Below are 25220 nucleotides of genomic sequence, written 5' to 3'. Positions count from 1 at the left end.
GGTCGGCCACAATGGAGTGTGCAGAAGCTCCGTCTCGTGTTCGCCGGCACGCCGGCCGCCGCCGTCCCGTCGCTCGAACGACTCGCCGCGAGCGGCCACGAGATCATCGCCGTCGTGACGCGCCCCCCGGCGCCGCAGGGCCGCAAGCGCGTGCTGACCCCGTCGCCCGTGGCCGCCGCGGCCGAGCGGCTCGGCCTCGAGGTCATCGAAGCGGCACGGCTCGACGAGGCGACGACGCAGCGCATCGTCGCGCTCGATGCCGACCTCGGCGTCATCGTCGCCTACGGGGGACTCGTCCGCGAGCCGCTGCTGTCCGCGCCCGAGCACGGCTGGATCAACCTGCACTTCTCGCTCCTGCCCGCGTGGCGCGGCGCGGCGCCCGTGCAGCATGCACTCATCGCCGGCGAAGCCGAGACCGGGGCATCCGTGTTCCGGCTCGTGCCCGAGCTCGACGCGGGCGACGTGTTCGCCATGCGCACGCGGAACGCGGGCGAGGACACCGCGGGAGAGCTGCTCGAGGCGCTCGCGCACGAGGGCGCCGACCTGCTCGCCGAGGTCGTCGACGGCATCGCCGAGGGCTCGGCGTCCGCGACACCGCAGGCGGGGGAGCCGACGTTCGCGCCGAAGCTCGGCATCGACGACGCCCGGCTCGACTGGGGGGCGCCGGCGGATGACGTGCGCAACCGCTTCCGCGGCGTCACGCCCGAGCCCGGCGCGTGGACCACGGTCGACGACCAGCGCGTGAAGGTACTCGAACTCGCCGAGGCGACCGAGGCGACGGCGACGGATGCCGCGGCGCTCGCCCCGGGCGCAGTCCGACTCGTCGGGCGACACCTCCTCATCGGCACCGGCACGGGCCTGCTCGAGCTGCGTCGGGTTCAGCCCGCCGGCCGCACGGCCATGTCGGCGGCGGATTGGTGGCGGGGCTCGGGTCGCGACGGGGCGGTGGCGCGATGAACGCCGAGCAGGGCGGCGGACGTGGACCCGGCGGCGGGCGCGATCGTGACGGTCGCGCGCAGCGCCCCGCTCGCAGCGGTGGTGCTCGCGGCGGCCCGCGCCGCGACGAGCGCGTCGCGCCCGCGCGGCTCGTGGCGTACGACGTGCTCGCGGCCGTGCGCGCCGACGAGGCCTACGCGAACCTGCTGCTGCCCGTGCGCATCCGCCGGGCGGGGTTGAGCAAGGCGGATGCCGCCCTCGCGACCGAGCTGACCTACGGCACACTGCGCCGGCAGGGCACCTACGACCGGGTCATCGAGCTCGCCGCGGGCCGGCCGACGTCGGCGATCGACCCCGCCGTGCTCGACGTGCTGCGGCTCGGCGCGCACCAGCTGCTCGCGACCCGGGTGCCCACGCACGCCGCGGTGAACGAGCAGGTCGCGCTCGCGCGCCGGGTCGAGCCGAAGGCGGCGGGCTTCGCGAACGCCGTGCTGCGCACGATCTCCCGCACGTCGCCCGAGGGCTGGCGCGAGCTCATCGGCGAGGGCGCCCGCAGCGACGAGGAGCGCCTCGCCCGGCTCGAGAGCCACCCCGAGTGGATCGTGCGGGCCTTCCGCGCCGCCCTCGAGCACGAGGGTCGCGGCGACGAGCTGGAAGCCCTGCTCGTCGCCGACAACGCGTCGCCGCGGGTGAACCTCGCGGTGCTGCCCGGCCTCGGCGTCGACGCCGACGACCTCCCCGGCTTCGAACCCGATCGGTACTCGCCGATCGGCGGCGTCGCCGACGACGCGATCGCGGCCGCCGAGTCGTCGGAGGGACGCATCCGCGTGCAGGACGAGGGGTCCCAGCTCGCCGCGCTCGCGCTCACCCGGGCGGCACCGGTCCGGCCGGGGGAGCGCTGGCTCGACCTGTGCTCCGGCCCCGGCGGCAAGACCGCCGTGCTCGCCGCCGAGGCCGCGGCGGGCGGCGCGGTGCTCGCGGCCAACGAGCTCGTCCCGGCACGCGCCGATCTCGTGCGCAGGGCGATCGTCGGGGTGCCGCTGCCCGTCGAGGTGCGCGTGGGCGACGGCCGCCAGGTCGATGCGGCCGCGCTCGGCGCGCCCGACGGATTCGACCGCATCCTGCTCGACGCGCCCTGCACCGGCCTCGGTGCGCTCCGACGTCGCCCCGAGGCGCGGTGGCGCAAGGCGCCGTCCGACGTCGCCGAGCTCACGCGGCTGCAGGGCGAGCTGTTCGACGCCGCGGTGCGAGCGCTCGCGCCGGGCGGCATCCTCGCGTACGTCACGTGCTCGCCGCACACCGCAGAGACCCACGGGACGCTGAACGCGGCGCTCCAACGGTGGGACGGCGGCATCCGGCAGCTCGACACGCAGGCCGTCGTGCAGGGTGTGGCGCGGCATCCGCTCGACCTCGCCGGCGCGCCAGACACCGCGCAGCTCTGGCCGCACCGGCACGGCACCGACGCGATGTTCGTCGCGCTCGTGCAGCGCACGACGACGGATGCCCCGGAGGCCGCTCGGTAGGCTGTGCCGCATGACGACGCGCATCAACCCGAGCATCCTCGCCGCCGACTTCGCGAACCTCGAGCACGAGCTCGGACGCATCGCGACGGCGGATCTCGTGCACGTCGACATCATGGACAACCACTTCGTGCCGAACCTCACGTTCGGCCTGCCGATGGTCGAGCGGCTGCAGCAGGTGTCGCCCATCCCGCTCGACGTGCACCTCATGATCGACGACCCCGACCGTTGGGCGCCGGGCTACGCCGAGGCGGGTGCGTACTCGGTCACGTTCCACGCCGAGGCGGCCGGCGAGCCCGTGTCGCTCGCGCGCCGGCTGCGCGAGATCGGCGCCCGCGCGGGCATCGCCCTGAAGCCGGGCACGGATGCCACGCCCTACCTCGACCTCCTGCCCGAGTTCGACCAGGTGCTGATCATGACCGTCGAGCCGGGCTTCGGCGGGCAGGCGTTCATCCCCGAGACCATGCCGAAGCTCCGTCGGGTGGCCGACGCCGTGCGCAGCACCGGGCTCGACGTGTGGCTGCAGGTCGACGGCGGGATCACCGCCGACACCATCGGCATCGCGGCCGAGGCGGGCGCGGACACGTTCGTCGCGGGCTCCGCCGTCTTCGGCGGCGAGGTGCCGGCCGAGCGCATCGCGTCGCTGCGCGACGCCGCGTCGGCGCACACCCACGCGCACCGGTAGCCTAGGGGAGTGAAATCCTTCGACGACCTCTTCGTCGAGCTCAGCGACAAAGCCACCACCCGCCCAGAGGGTTCCGGCACCGTGCGCCAGCTCGACGCCGGCGTGCACGCCATCGGCAAGAAGATCGTCGAGGAGGCGGCCGAGGTATGGATGGCCGCCGAGTACCAGGGCGACGACGAGACCGCCGAGGAGATCTCGCAGCTGCTCTACCACCTGCAGGTGCTCATGCTCGCCAAGGGCCTGACCCTCGCCGACGTGTACCGACATCTCTGATCCGCCATGACCGCAGATCAGTTCCGTCGACACGAAAGCCAGGGAATGCTCCGAATCGCCGTGCCCAACAAGGGCTCGCTCTCCGACACCGCCGCGCAGATGCTCTACGAGGCCGGGTACACCGGCCGTCGCGACCCGCGCGAGCTCATCGTCGCCGACCCCCGCAACGGGGTCGAGTTCTTCTACCTCCGCCCGCGCGACATCGCGACCTACGTCGGCTCGGGCGCGCTCGACGTCGGCATCACCGGTCGCGACCTGCTGCTCGACTCGGGCTCCGACGCCACCGAGATCGCGCCGCTCGGCTTCGGCGACTCGACGTTCCGCTTCGCCGGTCCGCCCGGCGCGTACTCGGTGCTCGCCGACCTCCACGGCGTCCGCGTCGCGACGAGCTATCCCGGTCTCGTCGGCGCCTTCCTCGAGCGCAACGGCGTCACGGCGAAGCTCGTGAAGCTCGACGGCGCCGTCGAGTCCGCCGTGCGGCTCGGCGTCGCGGATGCCGTCGCCGACGTCGTCTCCACCGGGGGCACGCTGCGCAAGGCGGGCCTCGACATCTTCGGCCCGGTCATCCTCGACTCCGAGGCCGTGCTCATCGGCTCCGGCGTCGAGAAGCCGGGAACGAACACGCTCATGCGGCGCCTGCAGGGCGTCCTCGTCGCCCGGCAGTACGTCATGCTCGACTACGACGTGCCCGTGACGGCGCTCGAGGCCGCCACGGCCGTCGCTCCGGGCTTCGAGTCGCCCACGGTGTCGCCCCTGCACGACAAGGACTGGGCGGCCGTGCGGGTCATGATCCCGCGCGTGGACATGAACCACGTCATGGACGACCTGTACGCCCTCGGCGCGCGGGCGATCCTCGTGAGCGCGATCCACGCGGCGCGACTGTAGGGGAGCCCGCATGTCCCTCGCCGTCCGAGTGATCCCATGCCTCGACGTGGCCGGCGGCCGCGTCGTGAAGGGCGTGAACTTCCAGAACCTGCGCGACGCCGGCGACCCCGTCGAGCTCGCCGCGCGCTATTCCGACCAGGGTGCCGACGAGCTCACGTTCCTCGACGTCACCGCGACCGTCGACGACCGGTCCACCACCTACGGGATGGTGCAGCGCGTCGCCGAGCAGGTCTTCATCCCGCTGACGGTGGGCGGCGGCGTGCGCTCCGCCGAGGACGTCGCGCGCCTCCTCGGGCACGGCGCCGACAAGATCGGCGTGAACAGCGCCGCGATCGCGCGCCCGCAGCTCGTCGCCGAGATCGCCGACCGGTTCGGTGCCCAGGTCTGCGTGCTGTCGCTCGACGTGAAGCGCTCCGACCGTACCCCGTCCGGCTTCGTGGTGACGACGCACGGCGGCCGCACCGAGACCGACCTCGACGCGCTCGAGTGGGCGCGCACCGCGATCGAGCTGGGCGCCGGCGAGCTGCTCGTGAACTCGATCGACGCCGACGGCACGAAGCAGGGCTTCGACCTCGAGCTCACGGCCCTCATGCACGAGCTCGCGAGCGTGCCCGTGATCGCGTCGGGCGGCGCGGGCGCCGTCGGCGACTTCGGGCCGGCGATCGCGGCGGGCGCCGACGCGGTGCTCGCGGCATCCGTGTTCCACAACGGCGAGATCACCATCGCCGAGGTCAAGGCCGCCCTCGCGGCCGATGGGAGGATCGTGCGATGAGCGAACTGGGCGACGAGGAGCTGGAGCGCGACGACGAGGCGTGGACGCCCGGGGGATCGCCGCTCGACCGGGCGACCTTCAACGCCGACGGGCTGCTGCCGGCGATCATCCAGCAGGAGGGCACCGGCGAGGTCCTCATGCTCGGCTGGATGGACCGCGAGGCGATGCGGCGCACGCTGACCGAGGGCCGGGTGACCTTCTGGTCGCGCTCGCGGCAGGAGTACTGGCGCAAGGGCGACACCTCGGGCCATGTGCAGTACGTGCGCGCGGCGGCGCTCGACTGCGACGCCGACACCCTGCTCGTCACGGTCGAGCAGGTCGGTGCGGCATGCCACACGGGCACGCGCACGTGCTTCGACGGCGACCCGCTCGAGGTGCGCACGGGCATCGCGCCCGCCGCGGCCGACTGACGACGACACCCGCCGAGACGACGAGGAGATCCGCGTGCCCGCCACCACGAGCTTCGAGGAGTTCACCGCGCTGCTGCCCGGCCGCCGTGTCGTGCCCGTGACGCGCGAGCTCTTCGCCGACGGCGAGACGCCGGTCGGCATCTACCGCAAGCTCGCCGAGGGCCGCCCTGGCACGTTCCTGCTCGAGTCCGCCGAGCAGGGCGGCATCTGGTCGCGGTACTCGTTCGTCGGCGCGTCCTCCTACGGCGTGCTCACCGAGCACGACGGCCGCGTCGAGTGGCAGGACTACGGCCTGAGCGCGGAGCGCGCGCTCGGCGATGCCGCCGGCCTCGCGCCGCTCGCCGCCCTCGAGGCGCTCTTCGAGCGCTGGCGCACCGAGGACGTGCCCGGAGCGCCGCCGCTCACGGGCGGCCTCGTGGGCTTCATCGGGTGGGAGGCGATCCGCCAGATCGAGCGCCTGCCGAACCGCCCGCCTGCGGACTTCCGGATGCCCGGACAGGCGTTCTCGTTCGTGTCCGAGCTCGTCGTGATCGACCACCGCACGGGCACCGTGCAGCTCGTGGCATCCGTGCTCAACGACGGCGACGACGCGCCCGACGGCCTCTGGGTCGACGCGCAGGAGCGCCTCGACCGGATGCAACGGCGCCTGGCCCGGCCGTCGGAGGCGTGGCTCGCCGAGATCGACCTCTCGACCGCCGCGAGCCCCGCGCACCGCACCGAGAAGGCCGACTTCCTCGCAGCCGTCGAGCGGTCGAAGGAGTACATCCGCGAGGGCGACGTCTTCCAGGTCGTGATCGCCCAGCGGTTCGAGCTGGAGGCGACCGCCCACCCGCTCGACGTCTACCGCGTGCTGCGCAGCCTGAACCCGAGCCCCTACATGTACGTGCTTCACCTCGACGACCCGGCCGGCGAGCCGTACTGGATCGTCGGCTCCTCGCCCGAGGCGCTCGTGAAGGTGCAGGACGGCCGCGTGTTCACGCACCCCATCGCCGGGTCGAAGCCGCGCGGCGCGACGCCCGAGCAGGACGCCGAGCTCGAGGCCGAGCTCGTCGCCGACCCCAAGGAGCAGGCGGAGCACCTCATGCTCGTCGACCTGGCCCGCAACGACCTCGCGAAGGTCTGCCTCGCGGGATCGGTCGAGGTCACCGAGTTCATGCGCGTCGAGCGCTTCAGCCACATCATGCACCTCGTCTCGTCGGTCGAGGGCGACCTGCGCGACGACGCGAACGCGGTCGACGTGTTCCGCGCGACCTTCCCGGCGGGCACGCTCTCGGGCGCGCCGAAGCCGCGTGCGCTCGAGATCATCGACGAGCTGGAGCCTGCGCAGCGCGGCCTCTACGGCGGCGTCGTCGGGTACTTCGGCTTCGGCGGCGACGCCGACCTCGCGATCGCCATCCGCACGGCGACCATCTCGGGCGGCGTCGCGCGCGTGCAGGCGGGCGGCGGCCTCGTGGCCGACTCGGTGCCCGAGTCCGAGTTCCAGGAGTCGGTGAACAAGGCCGCGGCGCCGCTGCGAGCGGTTGCGGTCGCGAACGCGATGCGGAGGGTCGAGTGACCGCCGCGCGGATGAAGCTGCCGGTGCTCGTCGTCACGATCATCGGCGCGGGCCTCGCGCTCCTGTCGTGGAGCCAGACCTGGTACGAGCTCCGGCTGACGGATGCCGCGGCGGGCGGCGAGGCGATCGCCGTGCCCGGCAGCGTCGCCTCGCCCGCCCTCGCGGCGCTCGGGCTCGCCGGGGTCGCGCTCGTCGCGGCGCTCGCGATCGCCGGACCCGGCATCCGGATCGTGCTCGGCGTGCTCGAGATCCTCCTCGGCGGGTGCGTCCTCCTCGCCGCGGGCCTTTCGCTCGGCGACCCGATCGGCGCGGTCGCTCCTGCGGTGACGGATGCCACGGGCGTCACGGGATCCGGACCGACCGCCGAGCTCGTGGCCTCGGCGACCGCCACCGCGTGGCCCGTCGCGGCGATCGCCGGGGGCGTGCTGCTGGTCCTCGCCGGGATCGCGGTGCTCGTCACCGGCACGCGCTGGCCCGCGTCCTCGCGCCGCTACCGGGGTGCCCGCCTCGCCGATGCCGACGAGGCCCGCTCGGTCGGGGATCGCGAGCGCGCGGCATCCGATCGCGCCATCGACGACTGGGACGAGCTGAGCCGCGGAGACGACCCCACCGATGAGGAGCCCGTCGCGGCATCCGGCGCGCCGGACGCACCCGGCGCACCTGACGCGCGAGAAGACGCCGAGGCACCCGCCGCGCGCGACGCGGAGGACGCAGCCGACGCGCCCGCCGACGGCCACGCCGCGGGCGAAGGCCCGACCGAGCGCAGCCGCTAGACTGACCCCCGAACCCCGCAACGAAGGAGCATCATGAGCACTGAGCACGCAGATCCCGGCCACGGACACTCGCCCGCGGCGTGGACCTCCGTCACGATCATGCTCATCGCGTTCGTCATCGGCACGGTCGCGTTCTTCTTCGACGTGCAGTGGCTCGTCTGGGCCTCTGCCGGCCTGCTCCTCATCGGCGCGATCGTCGGCTGGATCCTCGCCCGCGCCGGCTACGGCGTCGGCGGCGCGAAGGTCGCCGAGAGGGTGCACTGACGCGTGCTGTCCGAGCTGACGGCGAACGCGGTCGCCGATTCTCTGTCGCGCCGTGAGACGCGCCCCTTCGCCGAGGTCGAGCGTGCTGCGCTCGAGCGCCCGGCGGCCATCGACGCGCTCGAGGCGCTGAGCCCCGCCGAGCACATCAAGGTCATCGCCGAGATCAAGCGCTCGAGCCCGTCGCGCGGCGCGCTGGCGCAGATCGCCGACCCGGCCGCGCTGGCCCGCAGCTACGAGCTGGGCGGGGCGAGCGCCATCAGTGTGCTCACCGAGGGACGCCGCTTCGGCGGCTCGCTCGCCGACCTCGAGGCCGTGCGCGCGGCCGTGGCACTGCCCGTGCTGCGCAAGGACTTCATCGCGACGCCGTACCAGGTGCTCGAGGCCCGCGCCGCCGGCGCCGACCTCGTGCTCCTCATCGTCGCGGCGCTCGACGACGCCACGCTGCGCGAGCTCTTCGACCTGATCGTCGAGCTCGGCATGACGCCGCTCGTCGAGACGCACTCCGCCGAGGAGCTCGACCGGGCCGCCGCGCTCGGCGCCCGGCTCATCGGCGTGAACGCCCGAGACCTCTCCACCTTCGAGCTCGACCGCGACCTGTTCGGCCGACTCGCCGACCGGTTCCCGGCCGACGCGATCAAGGTCGCCGAGTCCGCGGTGCTGTCAGCGGCCGACGTGGCGCACTACCGCGCCGCGGGCGCCGACGTCGTGCTCGTGGGCGAGGCCCTCGTCACCGGCGACCCGATCGAAAACCTCCGAGCCTTCCTGGCGGTGTGACATGGCGCTGAGAGCGCAGACCGGTCCGTACTTCGGCGACTTCGGCGGGCGCTTCGTGCCCGAGTCCCTCGTCGCCGCCCTCGACGAGCTGGGCGAGGCGTACGACCTCGCGAAGCTCGACCCCGCGTTCGGCGAGGAGCTCGCCGAGCTCGGCCGCAGCTACACGGGGCGGCCCTCGATCATCACCGAGGTGCCGCGGTTCGCCGCGCACGCCGGCGGGGCACGCATCATCCTGAAGCGCGAGGACCTCAACCACACGGGGTCGCACAAGATCAACAACGTGCTCGGCCAGGCGCTGCTCACGAAGCGCATCGGCAAGACGCGCGTCATCGCCGAGACGGGCGCCGGCCAGCACGGCGTCGCCACGGCGACCGCCGCGGCGCTGTTCGGGCTCGAGTGCACGATCTACATGGGCGAGGTCGACACCGAGCGCCAGGCGCTCAACGTCGCACGCATGCGGCTCCTCGGCGCTGAGGTCGTGGCCGTGAAGGCGGGCTCGCGCACGCTTAAGGACGCGATCAACGAGGCCATGCGCGACTGGGTCACCAACGTGGCGACCACCAACTACATCTTCGGCACGGTGGCCGGCCCGCACCCGTTCCCCGAGATGGTGCGCGACTTCCAGAAGGTCATCGGCGAGGAGGCGCGCCAGCAGGTGCTCGACCTCACGGGTGCGCTGCCCACGGCGGTCACCGCGTGCGTGGGCGGCGGCTCGAACGCGATCGGCATCTTCCACGCGTTCCTCGACGACGCCGACGTGCGCCTCGTCGGCTACGAGGCCGGCGGCGAGGGCGTCGAGACCGAGCGCCACGCCGCGACCATCACCAAGGGCCGCCCCGGCGTGCTGCACGGCGCACGCAGCTACCTCCTGCAGGACGAGGACGGCCAGACCATCGAATCGCACTCCATCTCCGCGGGCCTCGACTACCCGGGCGTCGGCCCCGAGCACGCCTGGCTCGCCGCGATCGGCCGCGCCGAGTACCTCCCGGTGACGGATGCCGCCGCCATGGAGGCGCTGCGCCTGCTCACGCGCACCGAGGGCATCATCCCCGCCATCGAGTCGGCGCACGCCCTCGCGGGCACGCTCGAGCTCGGCCGCGAGCTCGGACCCGACGCCACGATCCTCGTGAGCCTCTCGGGCCGGGGGGACAAGGACATGGACACCGCGGCGACGTACTTCGACCTGTACGACGAGGGAGCAACCGAGTGAGCGACGCGCTGCGGACGGTCGGGCCGGTCATCCGCCGACGGAACGAGGAGGCGCGCGGCGCCCTCATCGGCTACCTCCCGGTCGGCTTCCCGACGCTCGACGAGAGCGTCGAGGCGGCCGTCGCGCTCGTCGAGCACGGCGTCGACGTGCTCGAGCTCGGCCTGCCGTACTCCGACCCGGTCATGGACGGCCCCGTCATCCAGGCCGCGACGCAGCAGGCCCTCCAGAACGGGTTCCGCCTCGCCGACGGCTTCGAGGCGGTGCGCCGCATCACCGAGCGCACGGATGCCCCGGTGCTGATCATGACCTACTGGAACCCCGTCGTGCAGTACGGCGTCGACCGCTTCGCGGACGACCTCGCCGCCGCCGGGGGAGCGGGCCTCATCACGCCCGACCTGATCCCCGACGAGGCGGCCGACTGGATCGCGGCATCCGAGCGCACCGGACTCGACCGGGTGTTCCTCGCGGCGCCCACGTCGACCGACGCGCGCATCGCGCAGGCCGTCGACGCGAGCCGCGGCTTCGTCTACGCCGTCTCGACGATGGGCATCACCGGCGCGCGCAGCGACGTCGACCAGGCGGCGCGCACGCTCGTGTCCCGGCTCGCCGACGCGGGTTCGCCCGCGAGCTGCGTCGGCCTCGGCATCTCCACGGCCGCCCAGGTCGCCGAGGTGCTCGAGTACGCCGACGGCGCGATCGTCGGCTCCGCGCTCGTGAAGGCACTCGCCGATGGCGGGGTCGGCGCGGCCGGCGAGCTGGCGGCGGAGCTCGCACGCGGCGCGCAGCCCGAGTGAAGTACGCTCTTGGAGGCCGCTGCGGCGGCCGCACCCCCTGACGAAAGGCAGTCGACGGCGTGATCGCTCCGTTCAGCATCCCGAGCCCGGACTACGCGTGGCAGGTCCTCGAGATCCCGATCTTCGGCTGGACCCTGAACATCCACATGTACGCGCTGTGCATCCTCCTCGGCATCGTCCTCGCCGTGATCATCACCGGCCGCCGGCTCACGAAGCGGGGCGCCGAGCCCGGCATCGTGCTCGACATCGCCCTCTGGGCGGTGCCGCTGGGCATCATCGGCGCGCGGCTGTACCACGTGCTCACGCACCCCGACGACTACTTCTACGAGGGCGCCAACGTCTTCAACCCGTTCCAGCCGGGCGCGATCTGGAACATCTGGGAGGGCGGCAACGCCATCTACGGCGCGCTGATCGGCGGCGCCGTCGGCGTCTGGATCGGCTGCCGCTTCACCGGCATCCGGTTCTGGTCGTTCGCCGACGCGCTGGCCCCGGGCCTGCTCGTGGCCCAGGCCGTGGGCCGCCTCGGCAACTGGTTCAACCACGAGCTCTTCGGCCTGCCCACCGACCTGCCGTGGGGCCTCGAGATCGAGTCCGACAACGCCGCGTTCCCGGCGGGCCTCGCCGACGGCACGCTGTTCCACCCCACGTTCCTCTACGAGATCGTCTGGAACCTCGCGGGCGCCGCGCTCATCATCTTCCTCGAGCGTCGCATCAACCTGCGCTGGGGCAAGGCGTTCGCGCTCTACCTGATCTGGTACGGCACGGGCCGCGCGTTCTTCGAGGCGATCCGCGTCGACCCGAGCGAGATGTTCCTCGGCGTGCGCGTCAACGTGTGGGCGTCATGGGCCGCGGTCGTGTTCGGCATCGTCCTCTACCTCCTGCAGCGCCGCCGGCACACCGGCGACGAGCCGTCGCCGTACGTTCCCGGCCGTGAATGGAAGGGACCCGACGCTGAGGTAGACTCTGACGAAACCGAGTCCGACTCCGACTCTCTCGACGATGGCGTCGAGGGTGAGAACACCACGGGCGAGACCGCAGCCACAAGCTCGAGCCGGTCCACCACGCCGTAGCGTCCATCGCACGTTCTCCGACGCGACGCCGCACCATGCGTCGCGACATCCCTTCGAAGGGCCGACGACGTCCCCCGCTGTTATCTAGTTGATGAGGACGGTCCACGTGTCGCTCACTCCACCCTTCTCGAGGTTCGGTCTCGTTCCCGACGCGCAGGGCATGTACGACCCCGCCGCCGAGAAGGACGCCTGCGGCCTCGCGATGGTCGCGACGCTCCGCGGCACCGCGGGGCACGACATCATCACGGCCGCTCTCGACGCGCTGCGTCATCTCGAGCACCGCGGGGCGGTCGGCTCCGACGCCGGAACCGGAGATGGCGCCGGCATCATCACCCAGGTCCCCGACGCGTTCCTGCGCGCCGTAGCACCCTTCGCGCTCCCCGCCGCGGGCTCGTACGCGGTCGGCAACGCGTTCCTCCCCGTCGACCCCACCACGCGGTCGAGCGTCAAGCGCCGGCTCGCCGAGCTCGCGGCATCCGAGGGGCTCGAGGTCATCGGATGGCGCGAGGTCCCCGTTCGGCCCGAGGAGCTCGGCACCCTGGCCCGCGCCGCCATGCCCGTCGTGCAGCAGCTCTACGTGCAGTCCTCGGCGACGACCTCCGACGGCGACCGCCTCTCGGGCATCGCCCTCGACCGGCTCGCCTTCCGCCTGCGCAAGCGCGCCGAGCGCGAGATCGAGCTCTACTTCGCGTCGCTGTCGTGCCGCACGCTCGTCTACAAGGGCATGGTCACGACCCTCCAGCTCGAGCCGTTCTACCCCGACCTCTCCGACGAGCGGTTCGCGTCGAAGCTCGCGCTCGTGCACTCGCGCTACTCGACGAACACGTTCCCGTCGTGGCCCCTCGCGCAGCCGTTCCGCATGATCGCGCACAACGGCGAGATCAACACGATCCAGGGCAACCGCAACTGGATGCGGGCCCGCCAGTCGCAGCTCGAGTCGGAGATGCTCGGCGACCTCGACCCGATCCTGCCCATCGTCACGCCGGGTGCGAGCGACTCGGCCTCGTTCGACGAGGTCGTGGAGCTGCTCACGCTCGCGGGCCGCAGCCTCCCGCACGCCGTCATGATGATGGTGCCCGAGGCGTGGGAGAACCAGACCGAGATCGACCCGGCCCGCCGGGAGTTCTACGAGTACCACTCGATGCTCATGGAGCCGTGGGACGGCCCCGCCGCGATCGTCTTCACCGACGGCACGCTCGTCGGTGCGACGCTCGACCGCAACGGCCTGCGCCCCGGCCGGTACATCGTCACCGACGACGGCCTCGTCGTGCTCGCGAGCGAGATCGGCGTGCTCGACATCGACCAGTCGCGGATCGTGCGCAAGGGCCGTCTGCAGCCGGGGCGCATGTTCCTCGTCGACACCGAGGCCGGTCGCCTCATCGAGGACGACGAGATCAAGGCCGAGCTCGCGGCATCCGAGCCGTGGGGGAAGTGGCTCGACGCCGGTCGCATCCGCCTCGCCGAGCTGCCAGAGCGCGAGCACATCGTGCACCCGCCGGCGTCGGTGAACCGCCGCCAGAAGACCTTCGGCTACACGGAGGAGGAGGTGAAGATCCTCCTCACGCCCATGGCGCGCACCGGCCAGGAGCCGCTCGGCGCGATGGGATCCGACACTCCGATCGCGGTGCTCTCCAAGCGGCCGCGCCTGCTCTTCGACTACTTCACGCAGCAGTTCGCGCAGGTCACGAACCCGCCGCTGGACTCGATCCGGGAGGCCGTCGTCACGTCGCTCGGCTCGTCGCTCGGCCCAGAGCGCAACCTGCTCGACGCCGGGCCCGAGCACGCGCGCCAGGTCGTGCTCGACTTCCCGGTCATCGACAACGACGAGCTCGCGAAGATCGTGCACATCGACCCGCGCATCGGCTCGCGCACCACCAAGACGCTGAAGGGCCTCTACCGCGTCGACGATGGCCCCGAGGCGATGCGCGCGCGCCTCGACGAGCTCTGCGACGAGGTCGACGAGGCCATCGAGGAGGGCGCGTCGTTCATCGTCCTGAGCGACCGCGACTCCACCAAGGACCTCGCGCCGATCCCGTCGCTGCTCATGCTCTCCGCCGTGCACCACCACCTCATCCGGTCGCAGACCCGCATGAAGGTCGGCCTCGTCGTCGAGGCCGGCGACGTGCGCGAGGTGCACCACATCGCGCTGCTCGTGGGCTTCGGGGCATCCGCCGTGAACCCGTACCTCGCGATGGAGACCTGCGAGGACCTGGTGCGCTCCGGCGTCATCACGGGCGTCACGCCCGAGCAGGCGGTGCACAACGTGATCAAGGCGCTCGGAAAGGGCGTGCTGAAGATCATGTCGAAGATGGGCATCTCGACCATCTCGTCGTACGCGGGCGCCCAGGCGTTCGAGGCCGTCGGCCTCTCGCAGGAGTTCATCGACGAGTACTTCACGGGCACCACCTCGAAGCTCGGCGGCGTCGGCATCGACGTGATCGCGGCAGAGAACGTGCACCGCCACCGCGTCGCCTACCCCGAGGACGTCGCCGTGCGCGCGCACGAGCGCCTCGCGACGGGCGGCGAGTACCAGTGGCGCCGCGACGGATCGCCGCACCTGTTCAACCCCGAGACGGTGTTCCGCCTGCAGCACGCGACGCGGAACCGCCGCTACGACGTGTTCCGCGAGTACACCTCGCTCGTCGATTCCCAGGCCGAGGACCTGATGACGCTGCGCGGGATGTTCGCGCTCCGCACGGGCTCGCGCGCGCCGGTGCCGATCGACGAGGTCGAGCCGATCGAGTCGATCCTGAAGCGGTTCTCCACCGGCGCGATGAGCTACGGCTCCATCTCGAAGGAGGCGCACGAGACCCTCGCGATCGCCATGAACCGGATCGGTGCGAAGTCGAACACGGGCGAGGGCGGCGAGGACCTCGATCGCCTGCTCGACCCCGAGCGCCGCAGCGCGATCAAGCAGGTCGCCTCGGGCCGCTTCGGCGTCACGAGCATGTACCTCACGCACGCCGACGACATCCAGATCAAGCTGGCCCAGGGCGCGAAGCCGGGCGAGGGCGGCCAGCTGCCGCCGACGAAGGTGTACCCGTGGGTCGCCCGCACCCGCCACGCGACCGCCGGCGTCGGGCTCATCTCGCCGCCGCCGCACCACGACATCTACTCCATCGAAGACCTCAAGCAGCTCATCTTCGACCTGAAGCGCGCGAACCCCAAGGCGCGCGTGCACGTGAAGCTCGTGAGCCAGTCGGGCATCGGCGCGGTCGCGGCGGGCACGGCGAAGGCCCTCGCCGACGTGATCCTCGTCTCGGGGCACGACGGCGGCACCGGCGCGAGCCCGCTCAACTCGCTGAAGCACGCCGGCACGCCGTGGGAGCTCGGGCTCGCCGAGACGCAGCAGACGCTCATGCTGAACGGCATGCGCGACCGCGTCGTGGTGCAGGTCGACGGACAGCTGAAGTCCGGCCGCGACGTCATCGTCGGCGCCCTGCTCGGCGCCGAGGAGTTCGGCTTCGCCACCGCGCCGCTCGTGGTCGAGGGATGCGTCATGATGCGGGTCTGCCACCTCGACACCTGCCCGGTCGGCGTCGCCACGCAGAACCCCGAGCTGCGCAAGCGCTTCAGCGGCAAGCCCGAGTTCGTGGTCAACTTCTTCGAGTTCATCGCGCAGGAGGTGCGCGAGTACCTCGCCGAGCTCGGCTACCGCTCGCTCGACGAGGTCATCGGCCGGCGCGACCTGCTCGACGTCGACCGCGCGGTCGAGCACTGGAAGGCGTCGGGCCTCGACCTCACGCCAGTGCTCGTCGGCCCCGACTTCTCGGAGTCCGAGCCGCGCCGCAACCTCCGCCAGCAGGACCACGAGCTCGACGAGCACTTCGACAACGAGCTCATCCGCCGCGGTGCGATCGTGCTCGAGCAGGGCGGCAGCGTCGAGATCACGCTGCCGATCCGCAACACCGAGCGCGCCGTCGGCACCATGCTCGGCCACGAGGTCACGGTCCGCCACGGCGAGCACGGCCTCCCGGCGGGCTCGATCGACGTGACGCTGACCGGCTCGGCGGGCCAGTCGCTCGGCGCTTTCCTCCCCAGCGGCATCATGCTGCGCCTCGAGGGCGACTCGAACGACTACGTCGGCAAGGGGCTCTCGGGCGGCCAGCTCGTGCTGCGCCCGTCGCGTGACAGCGGCTTCGTCGCGGAGCGCAACGTGATCGCTGGAAACGTGATCGGCTACGGCGCGACGCGTGGCAGCATGTTCATCCGCGGCATCGTCGGCGAGCGGTTCCTCGTGCGCAACTCGGGTGCGACCGCCGTGGTCGAGGGCGTGGGCGACCACGCGCTCGAGTACATGACGGGCGGCCTGGCGCTCATCCTCGGCGACACCGGCCGCAACCTCGGCGCGGGCATGTCGGGCGGCACCGCCTACGTGCTCGGCCTGCGCGAGGGCCGCGTGAACCGCGAGGCGCTGAGCTCGGGCGAGCTCGAGCTGCTGCCGCTCGGCAGCGCCGACATCGAGATCGTGCGCGACCTGCTCGAGCAGCACCTCGAGCAGACCGACTCCGCGGTCGCCGCGCAGCTGCTCGCGGAGGGCGACGTCGCGTTCGACCGCTTCACGAAGGTGCTGCCGCGCGACTACGCGGCGGTGCTCCGGACCCGCCAGAGCGCGGTCGACGAGGGCCTCGACCCCGACGGCGACGTGGTGTGGACGCGAATCCTGGAGGTGACGGGTGGCTGAGACGACCGAGGTGTGGACGCGAGCCGTGCCTATGAACCGCTTGGAGGTGACGGGTGGCTGAGACGACCGAGGTGCGGACTCGCACCGTGCCCACGAACCGCTTGGAGGTGACGGGTGGCTGACCCGAAGGGCTTTCTGAAGGTCACCGAGCGGGAGCTGCCGAAGCGGCGCCCCGTGCCGGTGCGCATCATGGACTGGAAAGAGGTCTACGAGCAGGGCGACCCCGCCCAGCTCCGACGCCAGGCCGGTCGCTGCATGGACTGCGGCATCCCGTTCTGCCACCAGGGCTGCCCGCTCGGCAACCTGATCCCCGAGTGGAACGACCTGATGTGGCGCGGCGAGGGCCGCGCCGCGATCGAGCGCCTGCACGCGACGAACAACTTCCCCGAGTTCACCGGCCGCCTCTGCCCGGCGCCGTGCGAGTCGGCGTGCGTGCTCGGCATCAACCAGCCCGCCGTCACCATCAAGCAGGTCGAGGTGTCGATCATCGACCAGGCGTTCGGCAACGGCTGGGTGCAGCCGCAGCCGCCTGGGCGCCTCACCGGCAAGACCGTGGCCGTGGTCGGCTCGGGTCCCGCGGGGCTCGCCGCCGCGCAGCAGCTGACGCGCGCCGGTCACACGGTCGCGGTGTTCGAGCGCGACGACCGGATCGGCGGCCTGCTGCGTTACGGCATCCCCGACTTCAAGATGGAGAAGAAGCACCTCGACCTGCGCCTCGCGCAGATGACCGCAGAGGGCACCCGCTTCCGCGCGGGCGTGAACATCGGTGTCGACATCACGTGGGAGCAGCTCCGCGAGCGGTACGACGCCGTCGTGGTCGCCACGGGCGCGCTCGTGCCCCGGGACCTGCCGATCCCCGGCCGCGACCTGCCGGGCGTGCACTTCGCCATGGAGTACCTCGTGCAGTCCAACCGCCACCTTGCCGGCGACGAGGTCTTCGACCAGATCACGGCGGAGGGCAAGCACGTCGTCGTCCTCGGCGGCGGCGACACCGGCGCCGACTGCATCGGCACCGCGCACCGCCAGGGCGCGCTCTCGGTGACGAACCTCGCGATCGGCAAGCAGCCGAGCCCGTCGCGTCCGTCGGAGCAGCCGTGGCCGATGCACCCGACGCTGTTCGAGGTGCAGAGCGCGCACGAGGAGGGCGGCGTGCGCCAGTACCTCGCCTCGACGGTCGAGTTCCTCGCGAACGACGCCGGCGAGGTGCGCGCCATCCGCGTCGCCGAGACCGAGTACCTCGACGGGCGCCGCGTGCCGAAGGCGGGCACCGAGCGCGAGATCCCCGCGGACCTCGTGCTCCTCGCGCTCGGCTTCACGGGCCCCGAGACCCGCGAGCTCGACGAGCAGCTGCAGCTGCCCGTCACCGACCGCGGCAACATCGCCCGTGACGCCGACTACAGCACGTCCCAGCCGGGCGTGTTCGTGGCCGGCGACGCCGGACGCGGCCAGTCCCTCATCGTGTGGGCCATCGCAGAGGGCCGCGCTGCGGCATCCGCCGTGGACCGGTACCTTGAAGGCGACACCGAGTTGCCGAGCCCGATCGCCGCGCACGCCCGCGCCTTCGCGATCTAGCCCACGCGGAGCGCCGTCGGCGCGACGCACGACCCACGACCACGAACCCAGCGCCTCGGCGCGGAACACGGGAGCACACACCAGATGAGACGAGCGAAGATCGTCGCCACCCTCGGGCCGGCGACGTCGAGCTATGAGCAGATCCGGGCGATCATCGATGCCGGCGTCGACGTCGCGCGCATGAACCTCAGCCACGGCACCTACGACGTGCACGAGGGGGTCTACCAGAACGTCCGGAAGGCGGCGAACGACTCCGGCCGCGCGGTCGCGGTGCTCATCGACCTCCAGGGCCCGAAGATCCGCCTCGGCAAGTTCGAGGACGGCCCCCACGAGCTCGCCGAGGGCGACATCTTCAAGATCACCACCGAGGAGATCCTCGGCACCAAGGAGATCGTCGGCACGACCTTCAAGGGCCTGCCCCAGGACGTGAAGCCCGGCGACCACCTGCTCATCGACGACGGCAAGGTGCGCGTCGAGGTCGTCGAGACCGACGGCACCGTCGTGACGACCAAGGTCGTCGTCGCCGGCCCGGTCTCGAACAACAAGGGCATCAACCTCCCCGGCGTCGCGGTCAACGTGCCCGCGCTCTCGGAGAAGGACGAGGCCGACCTGCGCTGGGGCCTCGAGCTCGGCGCCGACCTGATCGCCCTCTCGTTCGTGCGGAACGCCGCCGACGTCGAGCGCGTGCGCGAGATCATGGACGAGGTCGGCCGCCGCGTGCCGGTCATCGCGAAGATCGAGAAGCCGCAGGCCGTCGACGCGCTCGAGGAGATCGTCGAGGCGTTCGACGCGATCATGGTCGCCCGCGGCGACCTCGGCGTCGAGCTGCCGCTCGAGGCCGTGCCCATCGTGCAGAAGCGCGCCATCGAGATCTCCCGCCGCCTCGCGAAGCCCGTCATCGTGGCGACGCAGATGCTCGAGTCGATGATCCACAGCCCGGTGCCGACGCGCGCCGAGACCTCCGACGTCGCGAACGCCATCCTCGACGGCGCCGACGCGGTCATGCTGTCGGGCGAGACGAGCGTGGGCGAGTACCCGGTGATCACCGTCAAGACCATGGCGCGCATCGTCGAGTCGACCGAGCAGCACGGGCTCGAGCGCATCCCGCCGCTCGGCACCAAGCCGCGCACGCAGGCCGGCGCGATCACGCTCGCGGCCGTCGAGGTGGCCGACTTCGTCGAGGCCAAGTACCTCTGCGTCTTCACCGAGACGGGCGAGTCGGTGCGACGGATGACCCGCATCCGCTCGGTCATCCCGATCCTCGCGTTCACGCCCGACCCCGCCATCCGGCGCCGCATGGCGCTCAACTGGGGCGTCGAGTCGTTCGTCGTGGACCGCGTGACGCACACCGACCAGATGGTCGGCCAAGTCGACGAGGTGCTCGCGAAGACCGGCATGGCGGTCAACGGCGAGAAGGTCGTCATCATCTCGGGTTCGCCTCCCGGCATCCCCGGCACCACCAACGACGTGCGCGTGCACGTCGTGGGCGAGGTGCTCTAGCCCCATCCTGCGAACGGCCCGGTCGGATGACCGGGCCGTTCGTCGTGTCGCGGTCGCAGCGGCCAGGATGCCGTGGGGGGAATGCGGAGCGTGGGCGAGGCTGAGCCGTGATGGTGCCGGTGGTGGGGGTCGAACCCACACGCCCTCTCGGGCAAAGCATTTTGAGTGCTCCGCGTCTGCCATTCCGCCACACCGGCCAGAGGCCCCGCCCAGAATACCGTAGGCTTTCCTGCGTGACAGACAGCGAACAGACCCAGCCGGCGCCGCGCCGCGTGGTCGTGGCGGAGGACGAGTCCCTCATCCGCCTCGACATCGTCGAGATCCTCCGCGACAACGGCTACGAGGTCGTCGGAGAGGCCGGCGACGGTGAGACGGCGGTGGCACTCGCGACCGAGCTGCGCCCCGACCTCGTCATCATGGACGTGAAGATGCCCCAGCTCGACGGCATCTCGGCGGCCGAGCGACTCTCGAAGGGCCACATCGCCCCGGTCGTGCTCCTCACCGCGTTCAGCCAGAAGGAGCTCGTCGAGCGCGCGAGCGAAGCGGGCGCCCTCGCCTACGTCGTCAAGCCGTTCACCCCGAACGACCTGCTGCCGGCCATCGAGATCGCGCTCGCCCGGCACGCCCAGATCATCGCGCTCGAGGCCGAGGTCGGCGACCTCGTCGAGCGCTTCGAGACCCGCAAGCTCGTCGACCGCGCCAAGGGCCTGCTCAACGAGAAGATGGGCCTCACCGAGCCCGAGGCGTTCCGCTGGATCCAGAAGGCGTCGATGGACCGTCGCCTCACCATGAAGGACGTCTCCCAGGCCATCATCGAGCAGCTCGCCCCCAAGAAGTAGGGCTCCAGAGCCCGAGCATCGGATGCCGCGACGACCCGTTCGTCGCGGCATCCGTCGTCTCCGCGGGCAGCCGCGGCCGCGGCATCCGTCACCCGTCGCCGGCGGCCGATCGGTGTCGTCGGTCGCTTGTAGTCTTGGTGGGTGCCGGACGCAGACAAGCCCACCCTCCTCGTGATCGACGGCCATTCGCTGGCCTTCCGCGCCTTCTACGCCCTCCCCGTCGACAGCTTCTCGACGCGCGACGGACAGCACACGAACGCCATCCACGGCTTCCTGTCGATGCTGCTCCTGCTGCTGCAGAACGAGAAGCCGACGCACCTGGCGGTCGCGTTCGACATGTCCCGCCAGTCGTTCCGCACGCGCGAGTACGCGGAGTACAAGGGCAACCGCGGCGAGACGCCGGTCGAGTTCCGGGGGCAGGTACCGCTCCTCCAAGACGCACTGCGCGCCATGGGCGTGCGCACGCTCGAGAAGGAGGACTTCGAGGCCGACGACATCCTCGCCACGCTCGCGGCGCGGGCCGTCGCCGAGGGGTATCGCGTGCTGCTCGTGTCGGGCGACCGCGACACCATCCAACTCGTCAACGACGACGTCACGCTCCTCTACCCCAACACGCAGGGGGTCTCGCAGCTCAAGCGCTACGACACCGACGCGGTCGTCGAGCGCTACGGCATCCGCCCCGAGCAGTACCCCGACGTGGCCGCGCTCGTCGGCGAGACGAGCGACAACCTGCCTGGCATCCCCAAGGTCGGTGAGAAGACCGCGGTGAAGTGGCTCGGCCTCTACGGCGACCTCGACGGCATCCTCGAGCACGCCGACGAGATCAAGGGCGTCGTCGGGCAGAACCTGCGCGACGGGCGCGAGAACGCGATGCGCAACCGCAAGCTCAACCAGCTCGTGCGCGACGTCGAGCTCGACGTCGAGATCGCCGAGCTCGAGTCCCGGCCGATCGACCTCGAGTCCGTCCGTCCCATCTTCGAGCGGCTCGAGTTCCGCACGCTCATGGAGCGCGTGACGAAGCTCGTCACGGGCGAGGCCAACGGCGGGGGCGGCGCGGCCGCGGCATCCGCGCCCGCCCAGGCCGAAGTCGTCGAGACCGGCCCCGCGCCCACGGCGCCCACCCCGCAGCGACTCGTCGGCGACGAGCTCGCGGCCTGGCTGGAGCACGCGGCGGCCGCCGAGCCGGCCGGGCTCGGCCTCAGCCTCGAAGTCGTCGACGGGCGCGTGATCGGCGCCGGCATCGCGACGACCGACGAGTCGGTGCACCTCGCGTGGCGGGAGGGCGCGCCCGAGACGGCGCCGTTCGAGGCGTGGCTCGCGAGCGACGCGCCGAAGATCCTCACCGACGCGAAGCCGCAGCTGAAGGCGCTCACGCGGTCGGGTCTGGCGATCGACGGGCTCGTGCTCGACACGCTCCTCGCCGGATGGCTCGTGCGGCCGATCCTGCAGGAGAAGACGCTCGCCGACCTCGTGGCGCAGCACCTCGGTGAGACCGTGCCGCAGGCCGACCCGGCGATGCTCGTCCCCGAGGAGGGCAGCGATTCCGGCGCACCCGAATACGCCTGGTACACGCTCCGCCTCGCGCCCGTCGTGCTCCGCGCCCTCTCCGACGAGTCGCGACGCCTGCTCGCCGAGATCGAGATGCCGCTCGTGCACGTGCTCGCCGCCATGGAGCTCCGCGGCGTCACCGTCGACCACGGTGAGCTCGCCACGCTCTCCGGCGAGCTCGGTGCGCGCGCCGCGGCGCTGGCGGAGGCGGCCTACGCCGAGATCGGCCGCGAGATCAACCTCGGCTCGCCGAAGCAGCTCCAAGAGGTGCTCTTCGACCAGCTCGGCATGCCCAAGACCCGGGCGACGAAGACCGGCTACACCACCGACGCGAACGCGCTGGCCGACCTCCAGGAGTCGAACCCGCACCCGTTCCTCGGCTACCTGCTCGAGCACCGCGACGTCACGAAGCTCCGCCAGATCATCGAGTCCCTCGACAAGGCGATCGGCGCCGACGGGCGCATCCACACGACGTACGGCCAGATCGGCGCGGCCACCGGGCGCATGTCGTCGAACGACCCCAACCTGCAGAACATCCCCATCCGCACCGAAGACGGGCGTCGCATCCGCGAGGCGTTCCGCCACGGTCCCGAGTACGCCGAGCTGCTCACGGCCGACTACTCGCAGATCGAGATGCGCATCATGGCGCACCTCTCGGGCGACCCCGGGCTCATCGAGGCGTTCAACGCCGGAGAAGACCTCCACCGCTTCGTCGGCGCGAGGGTCTTCTCGGTCGACCCGGCCGACGTCACCAACCTGATGCGCACGAAGGTCAAGGCGATGTCCTACGGGCTGGCCTACGGGCTCAGCGCGTTCGGCCTCTCCAAGCAGCTCCGCATCGAGCGCGCGGAGGCCCAGCAGCTCATGCGCGAGTACTTCGAGCGCTTCGGCGCCGTGCGCGACTACCTGCGCGGCGTGGTCGAGCAGGCACGCATCGACGGCTACACCGAGACGATCTTCGGCCGCCGGCGCCCGTTTCCCGACCTGTCCAGCCCCAACCGCGTGCTCCGCGAGAACGCCGAGCGCGCCGCGCTCAACTCGCCGATCCAGGGGTCGGCCGCCGACATCATCAAGATCGCGATGTCGCGCGTCGAGGCCGACATCGCCGCCCGCGGGCTCGGGAGCCGCATGCTGATGCAGGTGCACGACGAGCTCATCTTCGAGGTGGCGGACGGCGAATCCGACCTTCTCGAGGAGATCGTCCGCGGCCGCATGGCGAGTGCGGCCGACCTCCTCGTGCCACTCGACGTGCAGATCGGGCGGGGCGCGAACTGGGACGACGCGGCTCACTGAGCCGGCAGGCACGGATGCCGCGCGCCGACGCATGCGGCACGCGGCATCCTTCGCGGGGTGGCGGCCGCCGCGTGCTCGCCGACGCCGTTCGGGCCCGTCGTCAGGGCGTCCGCTGCGCGTCGGCGGGGTGCCCTAGGCTCGCTCCATGGCATCGAGTGAGCGCACCCCGTCCGACGTCGACCGCATCGCCGAAGGGTGGGTCGACACCCTCGTCGAGCTGAACCCCGCCGTCGGCACGTACATCGGCCGATCCTCGGCCGACGACCGGCTCGCCGACTACTCGCCCGAGGGCCACGAGCGGGTCGTCGACGAGACGCGCCGGGCGCTGGCTGCGCTGCGCGCCGCCGACCCGGTCGACGACGTCGATCGCATCACGGTCGCCGACCTCGGCAGCGAGCTCGCCCTCGACCTCGAGAGCCACGAGGCGAAGCTCCACCTGCGCGACCTCAACGTGATCGCGAGCCCAGCGCAGGAGATCCGCGAGGTGTTCGACATCATGGCCACCGACTCGCGCGACGACTGGGAGCGCATCGCGTCCCGGCTCGGCGAGGTGCCGCGCGCGATCGACGGGTACGTCGCCACCCTCCGGTCGGGCATGGGCGAGGGCGTCGTCCCCGCCGTGCGGCAGGTGCGCGAGGTCGCCGCGCAGGCGCGGCGCATCGCGAAGGCCGACGGGTTCTTCGCGACCTTCGCCGAGCACGCCAAGGCCGGTGACGAGGAGCTCGCCGAGCCGCTGCGCCGCGAGCTCGAGCGCGGGGCGGCCGAGGCGGCGACCGCCTACGGTGCACTCGCCGACTTCCTCGAGGGTGAGCTCGCTCCCGTGGCCGGCGAACGCGACGCGGTCGGGCGCGAGCTGTACGCGCTCCAGTCGCGCCGGTTCCTCGGCGCGGTCATCGACCTCGACGAGACCTACGAGTGGGGCATCGAGGAGCTCGCCCGCATGGTCGCCGAGCAGGAGTCCATCGCTCGCGAGATCAAGCCCGGGGCATCCGTCGCCGAGGCGATCGCGCACCTCGACGGCGACCCGGCGCGCAAGCTGCACGGCACCGACGCGCTGCAGCGGTGGATGCAGGAGACGAGCGATCGCGCCGTCGCCGAGCTCGGCGCGACGCAGTTCGACATCCCCGCCGAGATCCGCACGCTCGAGTGCCTCATCGCGCCGACGCAGGAGGGCGGCATCTACTACACGGGCCCGAGCGACGACTTCAGCAGGCCGGGCCGCATGTGGTGGTCGGTGCCCGAGGGCGTGACCGAGTTCGACACCTGGCGCGAGCTCACCACGGTGTACCACGAGGGCGTTCCGGGCCACCACCTGCAGATCGGGCAGGCGGTCGTCAATCGCGGCAAGCTCAACACGTGGCGGCGCCAGCTGGCCGGCACGTCGGGCCACGCCGAGGGCTGGGCGCTCTACGCCGAGCGGCTCATGGAGGGGCTCGGCTACCTCGACGATCCCGCCGACCGGCTCGGCATGCTCGACGGGCAGCGCATGCGCGCCGCGCGCGTCGTGCTCGACATCGGCGTGCACCTCGGCAAGCCGCGTCCCGACGGCGAGGGCCCGTGGAACGGGGCGTACGCACTCGAATTCCTGTCGCAGAACGTGAACATGAACGAGGGCTTCGTGCGGTTCGAGGTGAACCGCTACCTCGGCTGGCCGGGGCAGGCTCCCTCCTACAAGGTGGGCCAGCGCATCTGGGAGCAGCTGCGCGACGAGGTCGCGCGCAGCGAGGGCGACGCCTTCGACATCCGCGAGTTCCACCGCCGCGCGCTCGACCTCGGCGGCGTCGGGCTCGACACGCTGCGCGGAGCGCTGCTGGGCTGAGGGTCGCGTGGGTCGCCGACCCAGGTGACGAGCCCTGCGCCGGC

At 71.9% G+C, this 25220-nt stretch carries 20 protein-coding genes and 1 tRNA gene; 20 read left to right on the top strand and 1 reads right to left on the bottom strand.

Translation table 11 applies throughout. The features are described from left to right. Positions 1–18 precede the first annotated feature (18 nt). From fmt to pyk, 17 genes are all read left to right on the top strand, one after another. Positions 19–957, top strand: a complete 939-nt coding sequence (gene fmt, locus ACWEOH_RS16150) for a methionyl-tRNA formyltransferase (RefSeq protein ID WP_452032688.1) — start codon at positions 19–21, stop codon at positions 955–957. Continuing rightward, entirely contained in the window at positions 954–2459 is a 1506-nt protein-coding gene (locus ACWEOH_RS16145) for an RsmB/NOP family class I SAM-dependent RNA methyltransferase (RefSeq protein ID WP_452032686.1), read from the top strand. The genes fmt and ACWEOH_RS16145 overlap by 4 nt, the downstream gene beginning before the upstream one ends. A 10-nt stretch (positions 2460–2469) precedes the next feature. Next, entirely contained in the window at positions 2470–3141 is a 672-nt protein-coding gene (gene rpe / locus ACWEOH_RS16140; RefSeq protein WP_452032684.1) for a ribulose-phosphate 3-epimerase, read from the top strand. Positions 3142–3150: 9 nt separating this feature from the next. Next, positions 3151–3414, top strand: a complete 264-nt coding sequence (locus tag ACWEOH_RS16135) for a phosphoribosyl-ATP diphosphatase (RefSeq protein ID WP_148734894.1) — start codon at positions 3151–3153, stop codon at positions 3412–3414. Positions 3415–3459: 45 nt separating this feature from the next. After that, positions 3460–4299 carry an ATP phosphoribosyltransferase gene (gene hisG, locus ACWEOH_RS16130; RefSeq protein ID WP_452032682.1) on the top strand — a complete coding sequence of 280 codons (840 nt, stop codon included), beginning with the start codon at positions 3460–3462 and terminating at the stop codon, positions 4297–4299. A 10-nt stretch (positions 4300–4309) separates the two neighbouring features. Next, a complete protein-coding gene (gene hisF, locus ACWEOH_RS16125) occupies positions 4310–5071 on the top strand; it encodes an imidazole glycerol phosphate synthase subunit HisF (protein ID WP_452032681.1) in 762 nt (253 codons plus the stop codon). Next, complete coding sequence (gene hisI / locus ACWEOH_RS16120) at positions 5068–5481, top strand: phosphoribosyl-AMP cyclohydrolase (protein WP_452032679.1); 414 nt, start codon at positions 5068–5070, stop codon at positions 5479–5481. The genes hisF and hisI overlap by 4 nt, the downstream gene beginning before the upstream one ends. A gap of 34 nt (positions 5482–5515) precedes the next feature. Then, the gene (locus tag ACWEOH_RS16115) at positions 5516–7036 is read left to right on the top strand and encodes an anthranilate synthase component I (protein WP_452032677.1); all 1521 of its coding nucleotides are present in this window, start codon (positions 5516–5518) and stop codon (positions 7034–7036) included. Then, positions 7033–7809, top strand: a complete 777-nt coding sequence (locus ACWEOH_RS16110; protein ID WP_452032675.1) for a Trp biosynthesis-associated membrane protein — start codon at positions 7033–7035, stop codon at positions 7807–7809. The genes ACWEOH_RS16115 and ACWEOH_RS16110 overlap by 4 nt, the downstream gene beginning before the upstream one ends. A 33-nt stretch (positions 7810–7842) precedes the next feature. Beyond that, on the top strand, positions 7843–8073 hold the full coding sequence (locus ACWEOH_RS16105) for a DUF6704 family protein (RefSeq protein WP_148734899.1): 231 nt from the start codon (positions 7843–7845) through the stop codon (positions 8071–8073). 3 nt (positions 8074–8076) lie between these two features. Beyond that, complete coding sequence (gene trpC / locus ACWEOH_RS16100; RefSeq protein ID WP_452032673.1) at positions 8077–8847, top strand: indole-3-glycerol phosphate synthase TrpC; 771 nt, start codon at positions 8077–8079, stop codon at positions 8845–8847. Position 8848: 1 nt separating this feature from the next. Beyond that, on the top strand, positions 8849–10057 hold the full coding sequence (gene trpB / locus ACWEOH_RS16095; RefSeq protein WP_452032671.1) for a tryptophan synthase subunit beta: 1209 nt from the start codon (positions 8849–8851) through the stop codon (positions 10055–10057). Next, a complete protein-coding gene (gene trpA, locus ACWEOH_RS16090; protein ID WP_452032669.1) occupies positions 10054–10851 on the top strand; it encodes a tryptophan synthase subunit alpha in 798 nt (265 codons plus the stop codon). Before trpB ends, trpA begins: the two co-directional genes overlap by 4 nt. 59 nt (positions 10852–10910) lie before the next feature. Next, positions 10911–11921, top strand: a complete 1011-nt coding sequence (gene lgt, locus ACWEOH_RS16085) for a prolipoprotein diacylglyceryl transferase (RefSeq protein ID WP_452032668.1) — start codon at positions 10911–10913, stop codon at positions 11919–11921. Between the two features lie 160 nt (positions 11922–12081). Then, the gene (gene gltB / locus ACWEOH_RS16080) at positions 12082–16605 is read left to right on the top strand and encodes a glutamate synthase large subunit (protein WP_452033898.1); all 4524 of its coding nucleotides are present in this window, start codon (positions 12082–12084) and stop codon (positions 16603–16605) included. Between the two features lie 114 nt (positions 16606–16719). Then, positions 16720–18177: a glutamate synthase subunit beta gene (locus ACWEOH_RS16075; protein ID WP_452032666.1), complete on the top strand. Its 1458-nt coding sequence runs from the start codon at positions 16720–16722 to the stop codon at positions 18175–18177. An 84-nt stretch (positions 18178–18261) separates the two neighbouring features. Next, positions 18262–19677, top strand: coding sequence for a pyruvate kinase (gene pyk / locus ACWEOH_RS16070; protein ID WP_452032664.1), 1416 nt, complete (start codon positions 18262–18264; stop codon positions 19675–19677). A gap of 111 nt (positions 19678–19788) precedes the next feature. On the opposite strand, the gene ACWEOH_RS16065 is transcribed toward pyk, so the two are convergent. Beyond that, positions 19789–19874: transfer RNA gene (locus ACWEOH_RS16065), tRNA-Leu, on the bottom strand. A gap of 36 nt (positions 19875–19910) precedes the next feature. Between ACWEOH_RS16065 and ACWEOH_RS16060 the strand changes: the two genes are divergently transcribed. From ACWEOH_RS16060 to ACWEOH_RS16050, 3 genes are all read left to right on the top strand, one after another. Beyond that, the gene (locus ACWEOH_RS16060; protein ID WP_130352818.1) at positions 19911–20516 is read left to right on the top strand and encodes an ANTAR domain-containing response regulator; all 606 of its coding nucleotides are present in this window, start codon (positions 19911–19913) and stop codon (positions 20514–20516) included. A gap of 141 nt (positions 20517–20657) precedes the next feature. After that, positions 20658–23357, top strand: a complete 2700-nt coding sequence (gene polA / locus ACWEOH_RS16055) for a DNA polymerase I (protein ID WP_452032662.1) — start codon at positions 20658–20660, stop codon at positions 23355–23357. A 145-nt stretch (positions 23358–23502) separates the two neighbouring features. Then, a complete protein-coding gene (locus ACWEOH_RS16050) occupies positions 23503–25176 on the top strand; it encodes a DUF885 domain-containing protein (protein ID WP_452032660.1) in 1674 nt (557 codons plus the stop codon). Positions 25177–25220 lie beyond the last annotated feature (44 nt).

The sequence above is a fragment of the Agromyces sp. NPDC004153 genome, from assembly GCF_053603635.1.
This window is presented reverse-complemented; position numbering and strand designations above follow the sequence as displayed.